This is a genomic window from Actinokineospora sp. (assembly GCF_050699995.1).
Taxonomy (GTDB): domain Bacteria; phylum Actinomycetota; class Actinomycetes; order Mycobacteriales; family Pseudonocardiaceae; genus Actinokineospora.
In genome coordinates this window covers 1-21265 of record NZ_JBOHGC010000079.1, presented here as the reverse complement: position 1 = coordinate 21265, position 21265 = coordinate 1, and the positions used below count along the sequence as shown (strand labels likewise).

22 protein-coding genes are annotated in these 21265 nt (G+C 69.7%); 3 read left to right on the top strand and 19 right to left on the bottom strand.

What is annotated here, in order from left to right:
- The first annotated feature begins 90 nt into the window (after positions 1-90).
- Positions 91-519, top strand: coding sequence for a B-4DMT family transporter (locus tag ACRDSQ_RS04745; RefSeq protein WP_431419105.1), 429 nt, complete (start codon positions 91-93; stop codon positions 517-519).
- A gap of 280 nt (positions 520-799) precedes the next feature.
- Here ACRDSQ_RS04745 and ACRDSQ_RS04740 read toward each other — a convergent pair whose 3' ends face one another.
- The 17 genes from ACRDSQ_RS04740 to ACRDSQ_RS04660 form a co-directional block, all read right to left on the bottom strand.
- Positions 800-2185 (bottom strand): FAD-binding oxidoreductase, encoded by a 1386-nt coding sequence (locus tag ACRDSQ_RS04740; RefSeq protein WP_431419103.1) that lies wholly within the window; start codon positions 2183-2185, stop codon positions 800-802.
- 148 nt (positions 2186-2333) lie between these two features.
- Positions 2334-4019 (bottom strand): response regulator transcription factor, encoded by a 1686-nt coding sequence (locus ACRDSQ_RS04735; protein ID WP_431419102.1) that lies wholly within the window; start codon positions 4017-4019, stop codon positions 2334-2336.
- A 92-nt stretch (positions 4020-4111) separates the two neighbouring features.
- Entirely contained in the window at positions 4112-4282 is a 171-nt protein-coding gene (locus tag ACRDSQ_RS04730) for a DUF3048 C-terminal domain-containing protein (protein WP_431419100.1), read from the bottom strand.
- An 18-nt stretch (positions 4283-4300) separates the two neighbouring features.
- Positions 4301-5782, bottom strand: a complete 1482-nt coding sequence (locus tag ACRDSQ_RS04725; RefSeq protein WP_431419099.1) for a beta-xylosidase — start codon at positions 5780-5782, stop codon at positions 4301-4303.
- An 84-nt stretch (positions 5783-5866) separates the two neighbouring features.
- Positions 5867-6301 (bottom strand): type II 3-dehydroquinate dehydratase, encoded by a 435-nt coding sequence (gene aroQ, locus ACRDSQ_RS04720; RefSeq protein WP_431419098.1) that lies wholly within the window; start codon positions 6299-6301, stop codon positions 5867-5869.
- The gene (gene aroB / locus ACRDSQ_RS04715) at positions 6298-7407 is read right to left on the bottom strand and encodes a 3-dehydroquinate synthase (protein ID WP_431419097.1); all 1110 of its coding nucleotides are present in this window, start codon (positions 7405-7407) and stop codon (positions 6298-6300) included. The genes aroQ and aroB overlap by 4 nt, the downstream gene beginning before the upstream one ends.
- Complete coding sequence (locus ACRDSQ_RS04710; protein WP_431419095.1) at positions 7404-7916, bottom strand: shikimate kinase; 513 nt, start codon at positions 7914-7916, stop codon at positions 7404-7406. The genes aroB and ACRDSQ_RS04710 overlap by 4 nt, the downstream gene beginning before the upstream one ends.
- Complete coding sequence (gene aroC / locus ACRDSQ_RS04705) at positions 7913-9106, bottom strand: chorismate synthase (protein WP_431419092.1); 1194 nt, start codon at positions 9104-9106, stop codon at positions 7913-7915. Before aroC ends, ACRDSQ_RS04710 begins: the two co-directional genes overlap by 4 nt.
- Before the next feature lie 310 nt (positions 9107-9416).
- Positions 9417-10157, bottom strand: coding sequence for a prepilin peptidase (locus tag ACRDSQ_RS04700; RefSeq protein WP_431419089.1), 741 nt, complete (start codon positions 10155-10157; stop codon positions 9417-9419).
- Positions 10158-10340: 183 nt separating this feature from the next.
- Complete coding sequence (locus ACRDSQ_RS04695; RefSeq protein ID WP_431419087.1) at positions 10341-11195, bottom strand: shikimate dehydrogenase; 855 nt, start codon at positions 11193-11195, stop codon at positions 10341-10343.
- Positions 11185-12408 carry an endolytic transglycosylase MltG gene (gene mltG, locus ACRDSQ_RS04690; protein ID WP_431419086.1) on the bottom strand — a complete coding sequence of 408 codons (1224 nt, stop codon included), beginning with the start codon at positions 12406-12408 and terminating at the stop codon, positions 11185-11187. Before mltG ends, ACRDSQ_RS04695 begins: the two co-directional genes overlap by 11 nt.
- Positions 12405-12896 carry a Holliday junction resolvase RuvX gene (ruvX, locus tag ACRDSQ_RS04685; protein ID WP_431419085.1) on the bottom strand — a complete coding sequence of 164 codons (492 nt, stop codon included), beginning with the start codon at positions 12894-12896 and terminating at the stop codon, positions 12405-12407. The genes mltG and ruvX overlap by 4 nt, the downstream gene beginning before the upstream one ends.
- Positions 12893-15556, bottom strand: coding sequence for an alanine--tRNA ligase (gene alaS, locus ACRDSQ_RS04680; protein ID WP_431419083.1), 2664 nt, complete (start codon positions 15554-15556; stop codon positions 12893-12895). The genes ruvX and alaS overlap by 4 nt, the downstream gene beginning before the upstream one ends.
- 67 nt (positions 15557-15623) lie before the next feature.
- Positions 15624-15899, bottom strand: a complete 276-nt coding sequence (locus tag ACRDSQ_RS04675) for a hypothetical protein (protein ID WP_431419081.1) — start codon at positions 15897-15899, stop codon at positions 15624-15626.
- Positions 15896-16312 carry a DUF948 domain-containing protein gene (locus tag ACRDSQ_RS04670; RefSeq protein ID WP_431419080.1) on the bottom strand — a complete coding sequence of 139 codons (417 nt, stop codon included), beginning with the start codon at positions 16310-16312 and terminating at the stop codon, positions 15896-15898. Before ACRDSQ_RS04670 ends, ACRDSQ_RS04675 begins: the two co-directional genes overlap by 4 nt.
- 55 nt (positions 16313-16367) lie before the next feature.
- A complete protein-coding gene (locus ACRDSQ_RS04665; protein WP_431419078.1) occupies positions 16368-16964 on the bottom strand; it encodes a hypothetical protein in 597 nt (198 codons plus the stop codon).
- Positions 16965-17002: 38 nt separating this feature from the next.
- A complete protein-coding gene (locus ACRDSQ_RS04660; protein WP_431419076.1) occupies positions 17003-18340 on the bottom strand; it encodes a replication-associated recombination protein A in 1338 nt (445 codons plus the stop codon).
- A gap of 44 nt (positions 18341-18384) precedes the next feature.
- On the opposite strand from ACRDSQ_RS04660, the gene ACRDSQ_RS04655 reads away from it, so the two are divergent.
- Positions 18385-18987, top strand: a complete 603-nt coding sequence (locus tag ACRDSQ_RS04655) for a uridine kinase family protein (protein ID WP_431419075.1) — start codon at positions 18385-18387, stop codon at positions 18985-18987.
- Between the two features lie 355 nt (positions 18988-19342).
- On the opposite strand, the gene ACRDSQ_RS04650 is transcribed toward ACRDSQ_RS04655, so the two are convergent.
- The gene (locus ACRDSQ_RS04650) at positions 19343-19678 is read right to left on the bottom strand and encodes an AMED_5909 family protein (protein ID WP_431419073.1); all 336 of its coding nucleotides are present in this window, start codon (positions 19676-19678) and stop codon (positions 19343-19345) included.
- A gap of 442 nt (positions 19679-20120) precedes the next feature.
- Positions 20121-20600 carry a hypothetical protein gene (locus ACRDSQ_RS04645; protein ID WP_431419128.1) on the bottom strand — a complete coding sequence of 160 codons (480 nt, stop codon included), beginning with the start codon at positions 20598-20600 and terminating at the stop codon, positions 20121-20123.
- A gap of 182 nt (positions 20601-20782) precedes the next feature.
- On the opposite strand from ACRDSQ_RS04645, the gene ACRDSQ_RS04640 reads away from it, so the two are divergent.
- Positions 20783-21124, top strand: coding sequence for a hypothetical protein (locus ACRDSQ_RS04640; protein WP_431419070.1), 342 nt, complete (start codon positions 20783-20785; stop codon positions 21122-21124).
- The last annotated feature ends 141 nt before the right edge of the window (positions 21125-21265 follow it).

Below are 21265 nucleotides of genomic sequence, written 5' to 3'. Positions count from 1 at the left end.
GCCGACCCCGGTTCCCGCTCCAGCCGCACCTCTCACACCGTGGTGACCAGCCGTAAAATTCCGGGGAGGCGGGACAGCTACTCTCTGGTAATGCGGACGTGGGTGGTGCGAGGTCTGGTGTTGGCCGTCGTCCACGCGGTGGCGGCGGTCGTGGTGGCGATGCTGAAAGCATCCGAGCCGACCGGGCGGACGTTTGTCGAGGCCTTGGTTCTGGGTGTGCTGGTGGGCGTCGCGGCGACCTGGGCGGCGGTGGACGCCTGGCGCGGGGTGGTCGACCGCGGCCGGACTTGGGTCATCGCCGCGCTGATCTCCGGGTGGGGTTCGGCGGTGCTCACCGTCATCGGGCGGGCCGTGCTGGTGGACCAGACTGGCACCAGCTCGCTGGGCCAGGCCCTCACCGGTGGCGCCGCGTTCACCGCCCTGCTGGTCTTGGTCCCCGCGGGCCTCGGCCTGCTCGTCGGCACCAAACTCGAACGACCCTCCCCCACTGCGGGCAAGCGCCGCAAATCCCGCGCCTGACGGCCGAGGGTAGGCGTCGGCGTAGTCGCGCCAGCGGGGATTCGAGGGCGGGGACGCGCCGGTCCAGCACGCGGATGGCGAACTTCTCCGCCACGGGGGCAAGCGACCGCGAGTGCCGTCCCCCGCACCGACGGCCGCGGCGTACGACGGGTGGGAACGGCTCCTCGCGTGTCGACGATCGAATCCTTCGCTGTCGAACGGCAGGTCTCAATGATCGAGACAACCTCGACAACGTGATCGGTTCCTTTCTGTTGTCCGTGTCTTTTCTACGGCGGGTTACCTACGGCGCGATGTTGTGGTTCAGCCGGAACAGGTTGCCGGGGTCGTAGTGCCGCTTGATCTCCGTCAAACGGTCGTAGTTCTGCCGGTAGTTGGCCCGGACACGGACCTGGTCGTCGTTGTCCATGAAGTTGACATAGCCGCCCTCCAAGGAGTGCGGCTCCAGCGCCGCGGCGAAGCCGCGCGCCCAGCCGATGTTGGCCTCGCAGTCTGCCCGGGTCAGAAGAGCTGGCCCGATCGCGGTCGAGAAGCCGGCGTCCCGGTAGGCGAACGCGGTGTCCTCCGGCCCCACCCGGTGGCAGGCCCCGTCGATCGGGAAGATCACGGTCGAGCTCTGGATGGTGGGCGTCGTGGCGCCGTACTCGAGGTACACGTCGATCGCTCCGTCCGCCATGCCGCGGCTGAAGGTTCCCTTCCAGTAGTGGAACAAGCCCGGGGGGAGTTCTTCGTCGAAGAGCGTGTTGATCACCGGATACGGCATCCGCTCGACGTACTGCCCCAGCACCGGGCCAAGGCCGGCGAGACGGGCGCGGACCTGGTCGTCTTCTTCCTCGGGGCCGCTCCAGCACGCCACCACCGCGCAGAGCGGCCGCCCGTGCCAGCGCTCGGGCAGGAACGGTACCGGCGGGCCGAGCCCGACGACGAGCAGCGCGCCGAGCTTCTCGTCGGAATCGGCGATCAGCTCGCGGTATCGCCGGATCACGTCGCCGTCGAGGGGGTAGAACGTCGGCCCGCCGAGAATGTCGGCCACCGGATGCAGCCGGTACTCGAAGGACGCGACGGCCCCGAAGTTGCCGCCTCCGCCGCGCAGCGCCCACAGCAGGTCGGCGTTGCGCTCCTCCGAACAGGTCACGAAGGATCCGTCGGCGGTGATCACATCGGCCGAGATCAGGTTGTCGCAGGCCAGCCCGCAGCTCCGGGCGAGATGACCCATGCCGCCTCCGGTCGTCAGCCCGCCGATGCCGGTGGTGGACACGACCCCGCCCGTGGTGGCCAGTCCGAACGCGTGCGTGGCGTGGTTGAAGTCGGCCCAGGTGCAGCCGCCCTCGGCCCGGGCCGTACGCGTCTGAGGGTCGACCCGGACCCCGCGCATGCGGCCGAGATCGAGCACGACGCCGCCGTCGCAGGTGCCGGAGCCGGTGACGCTGTGGCTGCCGCCGCGCACCGCCAGCAGCATGTCCTGCTCGCGCGCGAAGTTCACGGTGGCGACCATGTCGCCCACGTCGACGGCCCGCACGACGACCGCCGGCCGTTTGTCGTGCATGGCGTTGTACACGGTGCGGGCTTCGTCGTAGTCGGGGTCGCCCGGCCGGACGATCTCGCCATGCGCTGCCGCTTGGAGCCGCTCCACCAGCGTGTCGTCGAGAGATGATGCGTACGTCGTCATGGCCGCCTCCGGCCTTTCGCGTCTCAGGGCCTTCCGAGTCTTCGGGGAAGGGGTACGCATCCGTTCTAGGTGTGGGACCCGGTGGCGCTCATCGCCGGAACCGCCCATCTCACGGATCAGCCGCATGGGCAGAACGGCCCATGCGCCGTCACGCCAGGCCGTGGGTGAACGCGTACGCCGTGGCCGCGGCCCTCGACGACACACCGAGCTTCGCGAAGATGTTGTTGAGGTGACGGGCGACGGTGTGCTCGCTGATCACCAGCTCGGATGCGATGGAACGGTTGGTGCGGCCCGCCGCGACGAGACGCAGCACCTGGGTCTCCCGCCCGGTCAGCTCACCGGGGAGCCGATCGTGTCCGGCGCTGAGCAGGGCCGCCGCCCGCCGTGCGTCGGGCACCGCGCCCAGCCGCTCGAACACCGCCTGCGCGGCGCGGAGTTCCAGCCGTGCGCCTTCGTCGTCCCCGGCGGCGCGGTCGGCGGAGGCGAGGGTCATCCGAACCTGCGCAGCCTCGTACGGGACTCCCAGCTCGAGCCAGAGCGACAGCGCCCGGCGCAGCAGGGGCAGCGCACCTTCGAGGTCGCGGTCGGCGAAGGCCACCGCTCCGCCCGCGGCCGCGGCGATCGCATGCAGCACGGTGCTCTCCGACTCGCGTCGCTGCTGCCAGTCGCGCGCCGTCGAGTCCAGTTCGTCAGCTGCCGTCCGGGCCTGATCGAGCTGCCCGACGGCGAGGGAGACCTCGACCTGGGCGGCGAGCAGCCGGCAGCGTTCGAGGCGGCCGGGACCGCCGCCGTTCTCGGCTGCCAGCGCCAGCCGTAGGGCGGCGGCCGAGGAGTCGGCCTTACCCTGGGCCAGCCGCAGCAGCGCCAGGCCCGGCTGCGGGTCGCGGCCGAGTTCGTGCGCGCGCTCGTACGCTGCCTCCGCAGCCGCCAGCTCGCCGCGGCGCCTCTGGATGCCTCCCGTCAGGTAGAACGCCTCAGCCGCCATCCGCGCCTCGTAGGGCAGCAACTCCTCGCAGGTCAGCACAGCCTCGGTGGCGGCCCGGGGCCAGTCGCCGCTCAGTTCGAGCACCTCGACCCGGTGCACCCGGCACAGACCCCGGAAATTGTTCTCCTCGGGCATCGACGCGCACCAGGCCATGGCGGCGTCGGTCCATTCGACGGCCCGCCCCAGGTCGGCGGAGGCCATGCACTGCTGGAGGCCCAGGCAGTAGATCCAGCCGGTGAAGAACGAGCTGAGCTCGCCCGCCATGGCCGAGCACATGGCGTCGTCGAGCAGAGCGAGCCCACCGGCGATCCGCCCCTGGTCCATCAACACACTGGCCTGCGCCTGGGCGCTCATGGCGAGAAGATCCGGGCTGCCGCAGCGCCGCGCGATGTCCGCCATGCGTCGGGCCGAGCTCATGGCGTCGTCGAACGCGCCGCGCTGCTGTGCCTCTTCCGCCTCGACCCAGGCGAGATAGCACTGCTCGACGCACTCGGGCTCGCTGCCGAGGTGCTGCCGCGCCCGCCGCAGCCAGCCGGCGGCCGCGGCCGTACGGGACGCGAGGTGGTACTCGTAGAAGAGCATCCAGGCCATGAAGCCTGCCTGCCTCCCCGCACCCGCCGCCACATAGCCCGAGTACGCCTTGGTCCGCGCCGCGGTCGACTCCTCGACGCGGCTGGTCCACCAGGCGGCGTCGGCCAGTCCGGCCAGGTCGTCGGGGCTCAGCTGCTCGGGGTCGAGGTCGCGCAGTACGGCATAGGCGTCGGCCCATGCCTCATGGGCTACGGCGTCCCTCGCCCGCTGGATCGCCTGTTCGATCGCCTGCTCACTGCCGGTGATCTGATCGGCCACCGCGCATCCTCCTCGGTCCCACGAGCCGGACCACACTTCACCAGGATAAGAGCGGGCAGCCCGGGCGGTCGCGGTTTGGGAGAACACCCTGGTCAGCGAGGCGCATACACGATCCATACCTGCCCGGGGGCGAACGCGATGTCCCGTCCGCCAGGCGTCGTGAAGACGGTACCGGACTCGGCTGTGCTTCGCTCCCACCTGACCTCGTGTGCCGTGCCGTCGGGCAGCACGAGCGCGGTGCCGGAGCCCACGGTCTCGGGCAAGCGCCGCAATCCCGCGCCCTAACGGCCGAGGGTGGGGGCGTCGGCGTAGTCGTGCCAGCGCCGTGGAGTGATGGGTACCGGGACCGACGAGTTCAGCGCGGCCAGCGTCGGGTCGGTGAACGGCCACAGGTGGTCGTCGAGCACGAAGGCCAGGCGGTTGTCGGCGGTGACCACCTTCGCGGCGGCGTCGAGGCGGGCGCGGACCGGCAGGGATTCGAGCGCGGGGACGCGGCGGTCCAGGACGCGGATGGCGAGCTTCTCCGCCACGGACCGGCGTTCGACCCGCAGCAAACCGCCGTCGACCACGACGTCGATGGTGCGCTGCGGGGACGGCATCGCGAAACCGCGCAGCGCCGCGGGCGCGCGCGCCGGATCCTCGCAGGCGCCGGCGTTCGCGATGTCGGCGCCGAAGTGGACCAAGTCGGTCGGCGCGTGCACCGTGCTGGTCGCGCGAACGAGGTCGACCGGGATGCGGTCGCACGGATCCTCGACCGAGCGCACCGCGTGCCCCTCCGGGTCGCGTACCAGGCCGGGGCCTTCCTTCCACGGGCCCGGGATGTGGATCGGCCGCGCGGGAGCCTTGCGGAAGTCCTTGTCCCAGAAGGTGATCGTCGTGCCGTGTTCGGTCTCGTGGGCGATGGCGAACGCGCCCAGGGCAGGCACCCACATCAGGTCCGCGCTGAACGCGTCGACTACGGAGCGCATTCGGCCCGCGGTGCTGCTGAACTCGCGGAACCCGCCCGGGGACAGCGTTTCCACCTCGACGGTGAAGGCCGGGTCCTTGGCGCGCAACATGAACTGGCCCGCGCCGTTCCACCCGGCGTCGCGCCCGGTGGTGTCGGTGAACATCAGGTAGAACCAGCCGTCGACGTGCACCGCCGCGGGCTGGCCCGCGCCATAGATGTTGTCGCGCAGCACATTGCGGGCAGCGGTGACGATCGGCTTGCCGCCGTTGCCGCGGCTCCAGACGCGACCGTCAGGGCTGGTGGCGAACCCGATGGCGTTGCCGTTGGCGTGATCGCCCGCCGCGCCGGTGTAGTACAGGTAATACGTGCCGCGAACCTTGATCACCGACGGGTCGCAGGTGTGCATGCCGTCGAAACCCGTTGCGCTGCCGGAGAAAACCGGTGTCCCGGGGCTGCCGTCAGGCCCGACGAACCTGCTGTCCATGGACGTCGACTCGGCGAGGAGGATGTCGTCGCCGGGCGGGTTGGCCACACCGAGCTGGCTGCACCACCACATGCGGTAGCGGCCGCCGTCGAGCATCAGGGTGGGGCCGTAGTTGTACACCGCGTCGCCGCCGCCCGCGGCGATCACGCCCGGGCTCTGCCGCGGGCGGTCGGTACGCAGAGTCAGCTGCGGGGTCGGCGGCACCTCGGACGAGGTCACCGATGTGGTGATGGGCGGGGGTTGGCCCGCTTCACCCACTGCTGCCGTGCAGCCTGCGAGGAGGCCGCCGATCAGCAGAATCGACGCGGCCCTGTGGCGCGGACTCGACATGCGGGGATGCTTGGCCTTCCGGGCGAGTGACGGGAGGGCCCCAGTGTAGGGCCGCCGTGTCGCCCGGATGGGTGAATCAGTCGATCAAGGTTTGGCGTTGTCCGCCAGCCACCGCAGGGCCAGGGCGTAGCCGTCGACGCCGAGTCCGACGATCACCCCGGCGGCCAGCGCGGACAGGTGGCTGTGGTGCCGGAACTCCTCACGCTTGTGCACATTCGAGATGTGGACCTCGATGAGGGGCGCGGTGAGCTGCGCGGCGGCGTCGCGCACGGCGATCGAGTAGTGCGTCCAGGCGGCGGCGTTGAGCACGACCGGGATCTTGTTCTCGGCGGCCTCGTGCAGCCAGCCGAGCATCTCGCCCTCGTGGTCGGTCTGGCGCACCTCGACGTCGAGGCCGAGGTCGGCGCCGGTCTCGACGCAGAGCCGGGCCAGGTCGGCGTGGGTGGTGCTGCCGTAGATCTCGGGCTCGCGGGTGCCGAGCCTGCCCAGGTTGGGGCCGTTGAGGACGAGCACCTTCACAGCATCACCCCGGTCGATCCGCTCGGCTCCGCCGCGATCGCCGAGTAGGCCGCCGCCAGCAGCGACGGGTCGGGCCCCTCCAGCCTGCTCGGCTTGGCGAGACCGTCGAGGACGACGAAGCGCAGGACGCCGGACTTGGTCTTCTTGTCGCTCAGCATGCCCTCGATGAGCTGGGGAAGCGCGTCGGCGTCGTAGGTGACCGGCAGGCCGATGCTGGTCAGGATGCTGCGGTGGCGGTCGGCGGTGGCGTCGTCGAGCTTGCCCGCGAGTCGGGCGAGTTCGGCGACGAAGACCATGCCGACGCTGACCGCGGCGCCGTGGCGCCACTTGTAGCGCTCGCGGCGCTCGATGGCGTGGGCCAGGGTGTGGCCGTAGTTGAGGAACTCGCGCAGGTCCGATTCGCGCAGGTCGGCGGCGACGATGTCGGCCTTGATCTGGATCTTGCGGCGGATCAGCTCGCCGATGACGTCGCCTTCGGGGTCGAGCGCGGCGGCCGGGTCGGCCTCGATGAGGTCGAGGATGACGGGGTCGGCGATGAACCCGCCCTTGATCACCTCGGCCATGCCCGCGACCAGTTCCCAGCGCGGGAGGGTGGCCAGGGTGGCGAGGTCGACCAGGACCGCGGAGGGCTCGTGGAAGGCGCCGACGAGGTTCTTGCCCGCCTCGGTGTTGATGCCCGTCTTGCCGCCGACGGCGGCGTCGACCATGCCGAGCAGCGTGGTCGGGACGTTGACCAGCTTCACGCCGCGCATCCAGGTGGCGGCGACGAAGCCCGCGAGGTCGGTCACGGCGCCGCCGCCGAGGGCGACGACGGTGCCCTGGCGGTCGAGGCCGATGCGGCCGAGGACCTCCCAGCAGAACGCGGCGACGGAGAGCGCCTTGCCGTCCTCGGCGTCGGGGATCTCGATGCGGTGCGCGTCGATCCCGGCGGCGACCAGCTCGTCGCGGGTCGCTTCCGCCGTGGCGGCCAGCGTCGGCTGGTGGATGATCGCGACCTTGGAGGCGCCCTTGACGGATTCGACCAGGTCGTCGAGCAGGCCCTTGCCGATGACGACGTCGTAGGGCTTCTCGGTGGCGACCCGGATACGCACCGGCTGCACGGTCATTCTCCTCGGTTCAGGACGGTGGCGAGCTGGGAGACGATCTCGTCCGGCGACTTGGTGTCGGTGTCGACCTCGACGCTCGCTACCTCACGGTAGAGCGGGAGCCGGGCGTCGAGCAGCTCCTTGAACTTGGCGCGCGGGTTGACCCCGGCGAGCAGCGGCCGGGCGGTGGACAGCCCGGTGCGGCGCACGCCTTCGGCCATGCCGACGTTGAGGAACACCACGGTGTGCTCGGCCAGGAGTTTGCGCGACTGCTCGGAGAGCACCGCTCCCCCGCCGAGGGACAGGACGCCGTCGTGCTCACGCAACGCGACCGCGACCGCCTTCTCCTCGGCGGCGCGGAACGCCGCCTCACCGCCGTCGGTGAAGATGTCGCTGATCGACTTGCCCATGGCCTCGACGATGTCGGCGTCGGTGTCGCGGAAGGCGACCCCGAGTGCCTCGGCGAGGGCCGTGCCGATGGTGGTCTTGCCCGCACCTGGCGGGCCGACCACGACAGCGACCGGGCTCACCAGCGGTTCCGGAGCGCTTCGAGGTAGCCCTCGACGTTGCGCTTGGTCTCGGCGAGCGAGTCGCCGCCGAACTTCTCCAGCGCGGCCTCGGCGAGGACGAGCGCGAAGACGGATTCGAGCACGACACCCGCACGGGGCACCGCGCACACGTCGGAACGCTGGTGGATCGCGACAGCGGGCTCACCGGTGACGACGTCGACGGTCGACAGCGCGCGCGGCACCGTGGAGATCGGCTTCATCGCGACCCGGGCGCGCAGCGGCTCACCGTTGGTGATGCCGCCTTCGAGCCCACCGGCCCGGTTGGACCGCCTGGTCACACCGGCGATAGTGCCCTCGGCCCGGTCGATCTCGTCGTGCGCCTGGCTGCCCCACCGGCGTGCGGTGGTGAAGCCGTCGCCGATCTCGACACCCTTCATCGCCTGCACACCCATGAGCGCGCCTGCCAGCCGCGCGTCGAGGCGACGGTCCCAGTGCACGTGCGAGCCGAGGCCCGGGGGCAGGCCGTAGGCGATGACCTCGATAACCCCGCCGACGGTGTCACCCGCCTTCTTGACGGCCTCGACCTCGGCGACCATGGCCTCGGTCGCCGCCGCGTCGAACGCCCGCACCGGGCTCTCGTCGATGGCGGCGAGGTCACCGGGTCCCGGGGTCGGGCTGTCCGGCGAGGCCTCGGCGCCCCCGATGGAGACGACGTGGCTGATGACCTCGACGCCCAGGAGCTGGCGCAGGAAGGCCTTCGCCACGGTGCCCAGGGCGGTACGTCCCGCCGTCTCCCGAGCGCTGGCGCGCTCCAGAACCGGGCGGGCCTCGTCGAAGCCGTACTTCTGCATGCCGGGCAGGTCGGCGTGGCCGGGGCGGGGCCTGGTCAGGGGCTCATTGCGGCCCAACTCGGCCAGCTCGGCCTGGTCCACCGGGTCGGCGGACATGACCTTCTCCCACTTGGGCCACTCGGCGTTGTCGATGTGCACCGCGATCGGGCCGCCCTGAGTCAGCCCATGGCGCACCCCGCCGAGGAACTCGACCTTGTCGGTCTCGAAGCCCATGCGCGGGCTACGCCCAAACCCAAGCCTCCGACGCGCGAGCTGGTCGCTCAGGTCCGATGTGGTGACCTCAACCCCCGCCACCATGCCTTCCAGCACGGCGACGAGTGCGGGTCCGTGTGACTCTCCGGCGGTAATCCAACGCAGCACGGCCTGATCCTGTCATGTGACCCCGCAGCCCGACCGCCCGGATGGGACGAAGGGAACAGTGACGAATCCGACGAAACGGCTGGTGGAAGGGGTTCGGGGTGATCACCTCCTGGTTGCGTTCGGGGAGCGGACATGGTGTTTTCGGGGTGCGGACATGTGTTTCTGAGGCCTGACACCTGCGGCAGGCGTGCAGATGGTCGGCGGTCGCACGGAGCCGTGAGGTTTGGAGAGCTGCCGAAGGCAGTTGGTCGGGGGCGTTGGCTGTGCTGATCGGCGGACGAGGTCAACGGGATCGACGAGGCAGGGCGGGCTAGAGGGGTGTGGGTGGCGGTCCTCCGAAGATCACGAACAAGGTTGTTGCCGCCAGGAGTCCTGGGCCGTGGGGGATGCTGGACAGCCAGCGGGATCTGACGTGGCGTGGAGCTGCTGTTGCGAGCAGGAGGGTCGCCCCTGCTGCGAGGACGGCGGCTATGGGGAGTGCGGCGAGGTGAATTGCTCCGAGGGTGGCTCCGATGGGCCCGGAGAGTTTGACGTCGCCCGCGCCCAGGGCGGTGGGGCGGAGTAGGTGGACGGCCGCGTGCAAGGTGAGGAAGAGGGCTGCGCCGGTGGCGGCTTGCCACAGAGTTTCGGGGGTGTCGGCGGTGAGGGCTGCGAACGTTAAGCAGGCGGCGGTTACTGGGTAGGCGGGGATGGTCAGGGCGTTGGGGAGTCGGCGGTGGTGGAGGTCGGTCAGCGTCAGCGCGGTGGCGAAGCAGGTGAAGAGGAACGCCGTTGGGAGCCAGCCGGGGTGAAGGTGGTCTGTCGTCCATTGGTAGGCAATGAGAGACCACAGGAATGCGACCGTGAATTCGCAGATGCCTGGTTTGACAATGGTGCCGCGCGGGATTCGCGCGAGTAGGTGGCGGCAGAGGGTTCCGGCGGCGGCGCCTGCGATGGCGACCGTGGTGACGGTGATTGCGGTGATGATGGACGAGGCAGGGTCGCTTGTCGCGGCGTGGAAAGCTGTTAGTGCCAAGGGAAGTAGGGCGAGGTAGGCGAAGGTGAGCAGCACGCGAGTCTGCCAGGGGCGGATGGGGCTTAGTGGGGTGCGGGGCGGATTTTGTGCGTGTCGGACGGGGAGGGTGAGGGGTGGCATTCGGGACTCCTTTCGCTGATAACGCTAGCGAACGAGAGTTCGAGTGTCATTTACACGATGGCATGGGGATAGTTGTTTGACGCTTTTCCATGAATGTGCTCAGAGTGGGAGCGGGAGCATTCCGCCCGTGGCCGCACTGAGAGCATCGCGCATGGGGGCGCGGGGCGCGGGGAGGCCGGTGAAGTGTTCGACCTGGGCGAAAGCCTGGTGCAGCAACATGTCCAGGCCCGTCGCCAGTGTGCCGCCTGCCGCCATAACCGCTTCGGCGACCGGGGTGGGCCATGGGTGGTAGATGACGTCGAGGAGGCAGGGGGCCTTCGCCAGTTCGGCCGCCAAGGGCGCTGCAGCCGCAGCGGGAGCGGTGTTGATGACCACCGCGGAGGACGACGCCAAAGCGGCGAAGTCGGTGGTGGACCAGGCCTGGACCGCCACCGGAAGCGCCAGACGGTCCGCGCAGGTGACGGCGGACGCGGCGCGGGCTGGGTCGCGGACCACCAGGGTGGCCGACTCGACACCCAGGTCGACCAGGGCCGCCAGGGCCGCTCGTGCGGTGCCGCCCGCGCCCAAGACCAGGGCGGTGGCGCCGGGGTGGCGCGCATACCCGCCCGCTGACACCAACGCTCCGGTGACGCCGTCGATGTCGGTGCAATCGGCGTGCCAACTGCCATCAGGGCGGTGGATCAGGGTGTTCGCCGCGTCCACGGCGACCGCTCGGGGCGTCGCCGTCGCGGCGAAAGTGAGGGCCGCGTGCTTGCCGGGCATGGTGACCGACAGGCCCGCCCATTCCGGGCCCATCGACGCGACCAACCCCGGTAGGCGGGCTTCGTCGCAGTCGATTCGTTCGTAGGTCCAGTCCGTCAGCCCGAGCGCCGCAAAGGCGGCGTTGTGCAGGACGGGGGAAAGCGAGTGATCGACAGGTGAGCCGAGGACGGCCGCACGTCGGTCAATACGCACCGTTCGCCCTGGCCTTCTTGATGTTGGCCTCGTGCTGGTCGTTGGTGTCGGCGAAGCAGGACAAGCCGTTCTTCTCGCACTTGACGAAGAAGAGCCACGTGGCGTCCACCGGCTTCACCGCCGCGATGAGCGCTTCCTTGCTGACGGCCGCGATCGGGGTCGGAGTGAGACCCGTGTTCTCGTAGGTGTTGTACGGGCCCGCCTTCGCGCGATCCTCCGGCTTGGTGGTGATCGCCGGGCGGTCGAGGACGTAGTTGATCGTGGAGTCGTACTCCAGCTTCATCGACTTCGCCAACCGGTTGTACGTGACCCGCGAGACCTTCTCGAAGTCCGCCGCGATCGCCTCACGCTGGATCAGGGAGCCGATGACCAGAATCTGGTACGGGGTGAGCCCCGTGGTCTCCGCCAGCTTCGGCATCCCGTAGCTCTGCAGCCGCGCGGACGACTCGGTGACCAGCCTCGTCCACAGTTCCTCGGCGGTCGACCCCGGCTTGACGTCGTAGACGTCCGGAGCGATCAGGCCTTCGAGCCTGCGCGCGGGCTCCGGCGCGCGGGACGCGTCGGGAATGGCCCACTCGGGGACACCGAGGGCCTTCAAGTCACCGGTCTCGGCGACCTTGGCCAACTCCTCGACGGGCACACAGGTCTTCTTGCCGTCGAGCGTCGCGCACGACGCGGTGGACAGCAGGGAAATCACGCCCGGGGTGACGGTTGTGCCATTGGTCAGGTCGTGGAGCTGCGTACCGGCCTTGATCTGCAGATTCCCGACCTTCGAGGCGGGCGTGACGATCTTCTCGACCGCCGCCTTGCCCGAGATCTTCGTGCGCATCACGTAGTAGCCGGGCTGGATCGAGCGGACCTTCGCCTCGTCCTGCGCCGCCGCCAGGAACGCCTTGCTGCTCGCGACGATGCCGTCCTCGGCCAGCCGCCCGGCGATGGCTCCCGTGGAGTCGCCGCCATTGACCTCGAAGACGACGTCGCGCTCGCCCGCGCCGGTGAAGTCGTCGTAGCCGCCGAGGCCCGAGAGCTGGCGGAAGCCGAACCACACGCCGCCGCCGATCAGCAGTGCCACGACGATGCCGAACACGGCCAACCGGTTGCGGCGCTTCTTGCGTTTCTGCTTGGCCTTGCGGGCCGCCGCCGCGGCGGCGGTCGGCCGCCGAGGCCGCTCCCGGCTGGGGCGTTCCTCGAACAAACCGAGATCGTCGGTCATGAGTCCTCCGCAGATCGAGCGAGTGCCGCGGACCGGGCGTCTAGCCACGACTGCAGGATCTCCACCGCCGCCGCCTGGTCCACCACCGCTCGCTGGCGTTTGCCCTTGACCCCCTGCTTGCTGAGCATGCGTGACGCCGACACCGTGGTCAGCCGCTCGTCGGCGAGGCGCACCGGGACCGGCGCGATGCGCCGGGCCAGCTCCGTGGCGTACGCGTGCGCGCTCTCGGCCGCCGCGCCGTGCCGCGAGGCCAGCGTCCTCGGCAATCCGACCACCACTTCGACCACCTCGTGCTCGGCGACGAGCTCGGTGAGCCGGTCTAGGTCCCCGCCCGACCGTTCGTCCCGAGACAGCGTAACGAGCGGTGTGGCGAGGATCGGACCCGGATCGCTCATGGCGACGCCGACGCGGACGGAGCCTACGTCCACGGCGAGCCTGCGGCCACGCCCTGGGTCGTCGGCTCCGGGCCGGTCGAATGCGGGAGTCACGATCCGCCCAACGCCCTGCGCAGGGCGTTCACCGCCTCGCCGATACCGTCGGCGTTCGCGCCGCCACCCTGAGCGAGATCGGGCTTGCCGCCACCACGCGCGTCGATGGCCGAGGCGAACGAGGGCACGAGCTTGCCCGCAGCGAGACCGTTGTCCCGCGCGGCCGACGTGGTGGCCACGACGAACGCGACCTTGCCGTCGACCATGGAGAACAGCGCGACCACGCCGGGCCGGGAGCCGAGCCGGTTGCGGACCTCGCTCGCGAGGGAGCGCAGGTCGTTGCCGCCGACACCGTCGGGCACCTTGAGCGCGACCAGAGCGGTCCCGTCGATGTCCTGTGCCTGGTCGACGAGGGTGCCCGCCGAGGCCAAGAGCTGTCCCGCGCGGAGCTTCTCCAGCTCCTTCTCCGCGCCGCGCAGCCGCTCGATGAGCGCTTCCACACGTGCGGGTACCTCGTTGTCGGGCACTTTAAGCATCGTGGCGAGGTTCTGGACCAGCGCGCGCTCCTTGGCGAGGTAGCGCATCGCGTCCATGCCGACGTAGGCCTCGAGGCGCCTGCTGCCGGAGCCGACGGAGGACTCGCCGAGCAGCGTGATCGGGCCGATCTGCGAGGAGTGCTCGACGTGCGTGCCACCGCACAGCTCACGCGACCACGGCCCGCCGATCTCGACCACGCGGACCTGCTCGTCGTAGGTCTCGCCGAAGAGCGCGACCGCGCCCATCTCCTGCGCGCCGCCCATGTCGGTGTAGACCACGCGGACCGGCAGGTCCTTGCGAACGGCGAGGTTGGAGACCTCTTCGATCTCGCTCTTGGTCTCCTCGGACAGGCCGCCGGACCAGGCGAAGTCGAGCCGCAGGTAACCGGGCTTGTTGTACGACCCGCTCTGAAGCGCGGTCGGGCCGAGCACCTGGCGCAGCGCGGCGTGCACGATGTGGGTGCCGGAGTGGCCCTGACGTGCGCCGATGCGCCATTCCTGGTCGACGGTGGCCTCGACGTGCTGCCCCTCGGTGACCTCGCCGCTGAGCACGCGGACCTGGTGCACCCACAGCTTGCGGGCGACCTTCTGGACGTCGAGGACCTCCATCTCGACGCCCTCGCCGGTGATCGTGCCGGCATCGCTCTCCTGGCCGCCGGACTCCGCGTAGAGCGGGGTGCGGTCGAGCACGACCTCGACGATGTCGCCCTCGGCGGCACCCTTGACGCGCTTGCCGTCGAGGACCAGGCCGCGGATGACGGACTCCGACGCGAGGTCGGTGTAGCCGGTGAACTCGGTGCCGCCGAGCGCGAGGAGGTCGCGGTAGACGGACTGGTCGCCGTGGCCGGTCTTACGCGAAGCGGCGTCGGCCTTGGCGCGGGCGCGCTGCTGCGCCATCAGCTCGCGGAAGCCGTTCTCGTCGACCGACAGCCCCTTCTCGGCGGCCATCTCCAGGGTCAGGTCGATTGGGAAGCCGTAGGTGTCGTGCAGTTGGAAGGCCTGGTCGCCCGGCAGCATCGCGCGACCCTCGGCCTTGATCTTGTCCGCGGCGAGGTCGAAGATCTTCGACCCGCTGACCAGGGTCGCGAGGAAGGTCTCCTCTTCCTTGCGCATGACCGACTCGATACGCGCGAAGTCGTTGGCCAGGTCGGGGTACGACGGCGACATCGTGTCGCGCACGACCTTGGCGAACTCGCCCAGCACCGGCTCCTGCACGCCGAGCAGGCGCACGGAGCGCACGATGCGGCGAAGCAGGCGGCGCAGCACGTAGCCGCGGGCCTCGTTGCCGGGGGTGACACCGTCGGCGATGATCATCATGCCGGAGCGGGCGTGGTCGGCGATGACGCGGAAGCGCACGTCGTCGACGGCGTTGCCCGCGCCGTAGCGGCGGCCGGACATCTCCTCGGCCTTGCTGATCACCGGCCGGACCAGGTCGGTCTCGTAGACGTTGTCGACACCCTGGAGCAGGTACGCGACCCGCTCGATGCCCATGCCGGTGTCGATGTTCTTGCGCGGCAGCGAGCCGACCGGCGGGTGGCCCTTCTTCGGGCTCAGCTCACCGCGCTCGTCCTGCATGAAGACGAGGTTCCAGATCTCGAGGTAGCGGTCCTCGTCAGCCTCGGGGCCACCCTCGCGCCCGTGCTCGGGGCCGCGGTCGAAGTAGATCTCCGAGCAGGGGCCGCCGGGGCCGGGCACGCCCATGTCCCAGTAGTTGTCCTCGCCGCCGCGGCGCTGGATGCGGTCCAGCGGCAGGCCGGCGATCTTCTGCCACAGCTCCAGGGCTTCGTCGTCGTCGTTGTAGACCGTGGCCCAGAGGCGGTCCGGGTCGAAGCCGTAGCCGCCGTCGGCGATGCTGTTGGTCAGCAGCGCCCAGGCGTGCTCGATGGCCCCGGCCTTGAAGTAGTCGCCGAAGGAGAAGTTGCCCGCCATCTGGAAGAACGTGTTGTGGCGGGTCGTCTTGCCGACCTCGTCGATGTCGCCGGTGCGCACGCACTTCTGCACGCTGGTGGCGCGCGGGTACGGGGCCGGGGCGTCGCCGAGGAAGTACGGCTTGAACTGCACCATGCCCGCGTTGACGAACAGCAGGTTGGGGTCTTCGAGGATCAGCGACGCGCTGGCGACCTTGGTGTGGTCGTTGGCGACGAAGTAGTCGGTGAAGCGCTTGGAGATCTCGTGGGTCTGCACGGTCTTGGTTCCTAAGGAATCAGTGGGTTCGACGGGCGGTCGGCGCGGCGAACGGCGAAGGCTCGGCTCAGCCGTTCGCCCTGCGCGCTCGCGCGGCGGGTCGGGCGCCCGGGCGGACACCGGAGCGGCGCTCGACGACGTCGGTGAGTTCCTCTTCGCGTTCGACCATGCCCGCGCGCACGTCCGCGCCGAAGGCGCCGATGGCGCCCGCGAGTTCACGCACGGCGTCGCCGACGTTGCCCGCGATACCCGCGGGGGTGACCGCGTGCGCGGTCTGCGTGGCCTTGCGGGACAGGGCCACACCGGCGGCGACGCCGAGGCCGAGCCAGAAGATCCGCTTCATGCGCGGACTCCCTTGCGCTTGCGCCGGGCGGGACGCGAGTGCTTGCCCTCGACCTCGCCCTTGGCGCGGCGGCGCGCGCGCATCGCCTTGCTCACGCCGTAGGACAGCGCGGCGAACTTCACCAGCGGGCCGCCGAGCGTGGCGGTGAACACTGAGGTCAGGGCGGAGACGTTGCCGGTGACGGCCTGCGCGTTGGAGGTGATGCCGTCGACGCGCTCAAGCTGGGTGTTGACGTGCGTCAGCGTGGTGTTGGCGCCGTTGAAGAGCGGGTCGCTGTTCTCGTGCGCCTTGCGGATCGCGATGGTGGCCTCGTCCAGCGTGCGCCCAAGCTTGAACAGCATGATGCCCAGCAGCACTACCAGCAGCACGAACGCGCCTGCGGCGATCAGCGCGGCGATCTGCCCTGCTGTCACGGGCCCTCCTCGTCAACGGGGTTTTGATCGGCGTCAGGCTACCGCGCCCCGGCGTTCACCTCGGGACAGGCACACCACTGACGGTGATCCCGCCGCTCGGCGCGCCGAATCCGAGAACGTGCGTGAAGGAAACGGTAAGCGCCTTTGCGCTGGGAGGCACTTGTTTATCCAGGACGATCACGCCGCGCAGGGTCTGACCGGCCGGGACATCGGGTGTCCAGCCGGTGTTCATGCTGGTGATCCGAGCGCTGTAGGCGGTGTCGGTGTCGTCGCTCGCGACGAAATTGCCGAACAGCGGGAGGTTCACGGCGTTGCCGCCGCCGTTGCGGACGCGGGCGGTGACGCGGACCCAGTCGTCCTGTTGCTCGACCTGGACGACTTCGAGCGTCACCTTGCCTTTGGTGGTCTTCCACGATCCGGTGATCGTTTTCGCCTGATCGAACAGGACGTCGGCGGGAGCGCCGTTGCCGCCGCCGTTCGTGCCGCCGCCGCTCTTCGCCTTCTCGCCGAACTCGATGGAGAGCGGGCCGAACCCGATCTTGTGGACGGTGAGGCCCTGGATCACCAGCGCGACGAAGACCAGACCGAGGAAGACGGCCAGCCCTGTCCACCAGCGGTGGTCGGTCCGTCTCCGTGGGTATCGGGTGGCCATCGGATCAGTGTGCGCTCCTTCGACGGCCCGCGGGAGGATCAGTCGCCGCGGATGACCCTGCGGAGCTTGGGGACGCGGTCGACGAGTTGGCGTTCGGCGCCGCGGGTGGTGGGTTCGTAGTAGTCGCGGCCGACGAGTTCGTCCGGCGGGTACTGCTGGGTGAGGACACCGTCGGGGACGTCGTGGGGATATCGGTAGCCGGTGGCGTTGCCGAGTTGTTTGGCGCCTTGGTAGTGCCCGTCGCGCAGGTGGGCGGGGACCAGCCCCGCGCCGCCCGCGCGGACGTCGGCCATGGCGCTGTCGATGGCGGTGATCACGGCGTTGGACTTCGGAGCTGTCGCGAGGTGGACGGTGGCCTGGGCGAGGGCGAGCCGGGCCTCGGGCATACCGATGAGCTGCACGGCCTGCGCGGCGGCGGTCGCGGTCAGCAGGGCGGTCGGGTCGGCCATGCCGATGTCCTCGCTGGCGTGCACGACGAGCCTGCGGGCGATGAACCGCGGGTCCTCCCCCGCCTCGATCATCCGGGCCAGGTAGTGCAGCGCGGCGTCGACGTCGGAGCCGCGGATGGACTTGATGAAGGCGCTGATCACGTCGTAGTGCTGGTCGCCGGAGCGGTCGTAGCGCACGGCGGCCTTGTCGACCGTCGCCTCGACGGTGGCCAGGTCGATCGCGCCGTCGCGGGTGGCGGCAGCGGTGTCGGCGGCGGCTTCGAGCGCGGTCAGGGCGCGGCGCGCGTCGCCGCTCGCGAGGCGGACGAGGTGGTCCTCGGCGTCGGGGTCGAGGGTGACGGCGCCTGCCAAGCCACGCTCGTCCGCGATCGCCCGGCGGATCAGGTCGCGCAGGTCGGTGTCGGTGAGCGGTTGCAGCTGCAGGACAAGGGAGCGTGACAGGAGCGGGGAGACGACGGAGAAGAACGGGTTCTCCGTGGTCGCGGCGACGAGCAGGACGATGCGGTCTTCGACGGCGCCGAGGAGGGCGTCCTGCTGGGTGCGGGAGAAGCGGTGCACCTCGTCGATGAACAGGACCGTGGACTCACCGGAGTGGCTGAGCCTGCGTTTCGCGTCGTCGATGACCGCGCGGACCTCTTTGACGCCCGCGGACAGCGCGGACAGCGCCACGAAGCGGCGGCCGATCGCGGAGGAGACCAGGGTGGCCAGTGTGGTCTTGCCCGTGCCGGGTGGGCCGTAGAGCAGGATCGACGCGGGGGCCGCGCCTTCGACGAGCCTGCGCAGCGGGGCGCCGGGGCCGAGGAGGTGGTCTTGGCCGACCACCTCGTCGAGGGTCGCCGGGCGCATCCGCACGGCCAGCGGCGCGTTCGGCCGCCGCGCCGAGGAGGTGGGCGCGGCGAACAGATCCAGATCGAACTCCTGTTCCACAGGGATCGACGCTACCCGCTCCGCGCGTGCGACAATTCGCACCCGTGACCCCGTCTGCGCGTGTCGTGCTGCTCGCGGGCCCTTCGGGCTCTGGGAAATCGACGTTGGCGGCCCGGGCGGGCGTCCCGGTCCTGCGCCTCGACGACTTCTACCGCGAGGGCGACGACCCGCTGCTCCCCCGCGCCGCGACCGGCCGGGTCGACTGGGATCTGCCCGCCGCCTGGCACGCGGCGGACGCTGTCGACGCGGTGGTTCGACTCGCCACGACGGGGAAGATCCACGCGCCGCACTACGAGCTTGGGGCGGACCGGCGGATCGGTGGCTACGACCTCGACCTTGCGGGCTGCCCGGTGTTCGTGGCGGAGGGTCTGTTCGCGGACCGGATCGTCGATGGCTGCCACGCCGCAGGGGTGCTCGCGGAAGCCGTGGTGCTCGCGCCGGGTGGTGGGCGGACGTTCACCCGCAGGCTGGTGCGAGATGTGGCGGAGTCGCGGAAGGCGACCCACGTGCTGGTGCGGCGGGGGCTGCGGTTGTGGCGGGAGCACGCGGCGGTGGTGCGTCGGTGTGAGCAGGCGGGGATGCGGCGGCGGACTTCGGCTGAGGTGTTGGGGTTGCTGGAGGAGTTGTCGCGACCGGTCAAGGCATAGGGATCGCACCGAAACGATCACCCCGGCGCTGTGGCTGAATCACACGGCAGGAACGTGCTGGTGCGCGAATGCGGCTGCGGCGCAAGCAAGCAAGGGCCGCTTCTGCGACTTACTGTCCTTGCAGCGCAACAAAGGCCGTGCGAGTATGCCGCACGACCTTCGCGCGCCTCAGTGTCCAATTTGGACTTCGACTCTGTCGCGTGTCGGCTATCGGTAGTCTTGGTGAGTCACCTCCGCCGCCAACTCATCGCGCCGCCTGCGGTCGGACTCACACGCCCGCTTGATCGCACGATCCACCCGATCGCACCAAGCAACATCACCGCCAACCAGACCGCAGCCCACCACTGCATGACACTCACGCCGACACCTCCGCAGACTCGGTGGACGCCACCACGGACTCCGCCGCGTCGAGTTCGGCCGCCTCCTTTCGAGCCTTACGGTTCGCAGCAGCCCGCTTCTCCTCCCGCAGCTCCTTCTCTGCCTTCTCCGCCCTCTCCTTCTCGATCGACGCCCACGCCATCGCTTCGTGGTGGTGATCCCGGTCAGTCATCGCCACATCGCGGTACACCCGCTCAGCCCGACGGTGGAACGCCGCCCTAGCCGAAGCCGACGACCCTGGACCCGGCATCCCCTTGCCGAGCACCTCATTGGCCTCACGAAGCGTCCGAACGCTCCGAAGATCCGCCCTCACCGCGCACCCCCATCCCGCTCACGCCGACGAGCAGGCACCGCACGCCCACCGGGTCGAGGAACCGACCAGGCATCAGCACGAGCACGCCAATCCTTGGCCTGCGCCTCGAACGCCTGCGCCGCCGACCGAACCGCCGCCAACGCCCACCACGGCAGATCCGGCGTCCCAGCGATTTCCCACCACAACGCCGACACCTCTCGGGACGCCGAAGCCATCAACCGCGCCGCATCCGGGTTCCCCAGTTCGACCGTCGCGACAGCCTCCGATGCTTGCCCGTAGACCGCATACGCCCCTTGCCACCGTGCGTCCAGCTCAGCCGGAATCATCAGTCGTGCCTTTCCGAGCCGTCCGAGGAGAGCCCAGCCGGGCGACCCAGACGCATCCTTGGATGCACCCGGAGCCGCACCGGCCGGGACCTCGCACACCGCGCTCACGTCGTGCCTCACGCGGCCTTGTTGACGGACTCGGACTCGGACTTGGACGCCTCAGCAGGACCAGCCGACTTGCACTGCCCACCACCGGCGACACCTGCCGTACGGAACCCAGTCGCCCGGAACAGATACGACTGGTACTTGAACTCCCCATTCCCCGCGACACGGGTCTCAGCGGTCAGCCCTTCCAACTCCACCGGACGCATGCAGGGCAGGACCTCAGTGGTCGTCGGCACCGGCTGAACGTCCGCCAGAAACGTCACGTCGAATGGCGCGCGCTTGGAGGTCTGCTCGTTCGGGTCGGTGACGGTTGCCTTCCACCGCCGCTTGCCAGTGGACTCGTCCACTTTCTGGCGAACAGGACGACCGGCCGCCCGGTCCTCCCGTGACTGGCACTCCGTATCGGGCGCAACCTCACCCATAAGGACAAGGCCCTGCGGGAATGCGTCGTCAAATTCAATCGGGAATCGGCGTCCCCTTGCGATTGCCACGATCAGACCCCTTTTGCTGGCGCCCACCCCGACTGGACGAGCTGCTACTTACACCATCGCCGCACGTCAGTCGCATCGAGACACCGTTTTGGTCCGGTCTTGAGCATCTGATCATCGCCTTGTCTCGTCTTGTCTCGTTTCGCGTGCTAGTCTCGTCTCGAAGCACTGACGGGGAGGCGATCGTGCCGGAAGAAGCAACGCTCTTGAAGATGCTGCTTAAGCAGAGGCATCTACAGGCTTATAGAGCGTTCTGCCGGGAATACGACAAGGTGGCGAGGAAGGTCGATTCGAGCTTGACCGGAAGCTGTCCGAGTAAGGCGCAATATTATCGGTGGCTTTCCGGAGGACTTCTCGGGCTCCCGTACGGCGATCACTGCCGCATCCTGGAAAACATGTTCCCGAAGTGGTCGGCCGAAGAGCTGTTCCAGCCGTACGTCGGAACCATGGACTTCACCCCAGAGCCCTCGACGGCAACCGACGAGGCCGCGCCCGCGACAGCGGCACCCCCAATGCCACTGCTTTAAAAGATCAAGTTGGTCGTGGTTGGAGTGGGTGTAGGAGGACCCGGTAGGTGAGGACCTGAACGGCTGGTGTGTTCGGGGGTCGTCGGTCGTAGCGGTTGGTGTGTCCGCGTTTGCGTGCTCGGGGTGATGTGCGGCCTGGCC

Bases quoted from the DNA above. Each gene is read 5' to 3' on its own strand.
- ACRDSQ_RS04745 (WP_431419105.1), top strand. From the start codon at position 91: ATGCGGACGTGGGTGGTGCGAGGTCTGGTGTTGGCCGTCGTCCACGCG.
- ACRDSQ_RS04740 (WP_431419103.1), bottom strand. From the start codon at position 2,185: ATGACGACGTACGCATCATCTCTCGACGACACGCTGGTGGAGCGGCTC.
- ACRDSQ_RS04725 (WP_431419099.1), bottom strand. From the start codon at position 5,782: ATGTCGAGTCCGCGCCACAGGGCCGCGTCGATTCTGCTGATCGGCGGC.
- aroB (WP_431419097.1), bottom strand. From the start codon at position 7,407: ATGACCGTGCAGCCGGTGCGTATCCGGGTCGCCACCGAGAAGCCCTAC.
- mltG (WP_431419086.1), bottom strand. From the start codon at position 12,408: ATGACCGACGATCTCGGTTTGTTCGAGGAACGCCCCAGCCGGGAGCGG.
- ACRDSQ_RS04675 (WP_431419081.1), bottom strand. From the start codon at position 15,899: ATGAAGCGGATCTTCTGGCTCGGCCTCGGCGTCGCCGCCGGTGTGGCC.
- ACRDSQ_RS04665 (WP_431419078.1), bottom strand. From the start codon at position 16,964: ATGGCCACCCGATACCCACGGAGACGGACCGACCACCGCTGGTGGACA.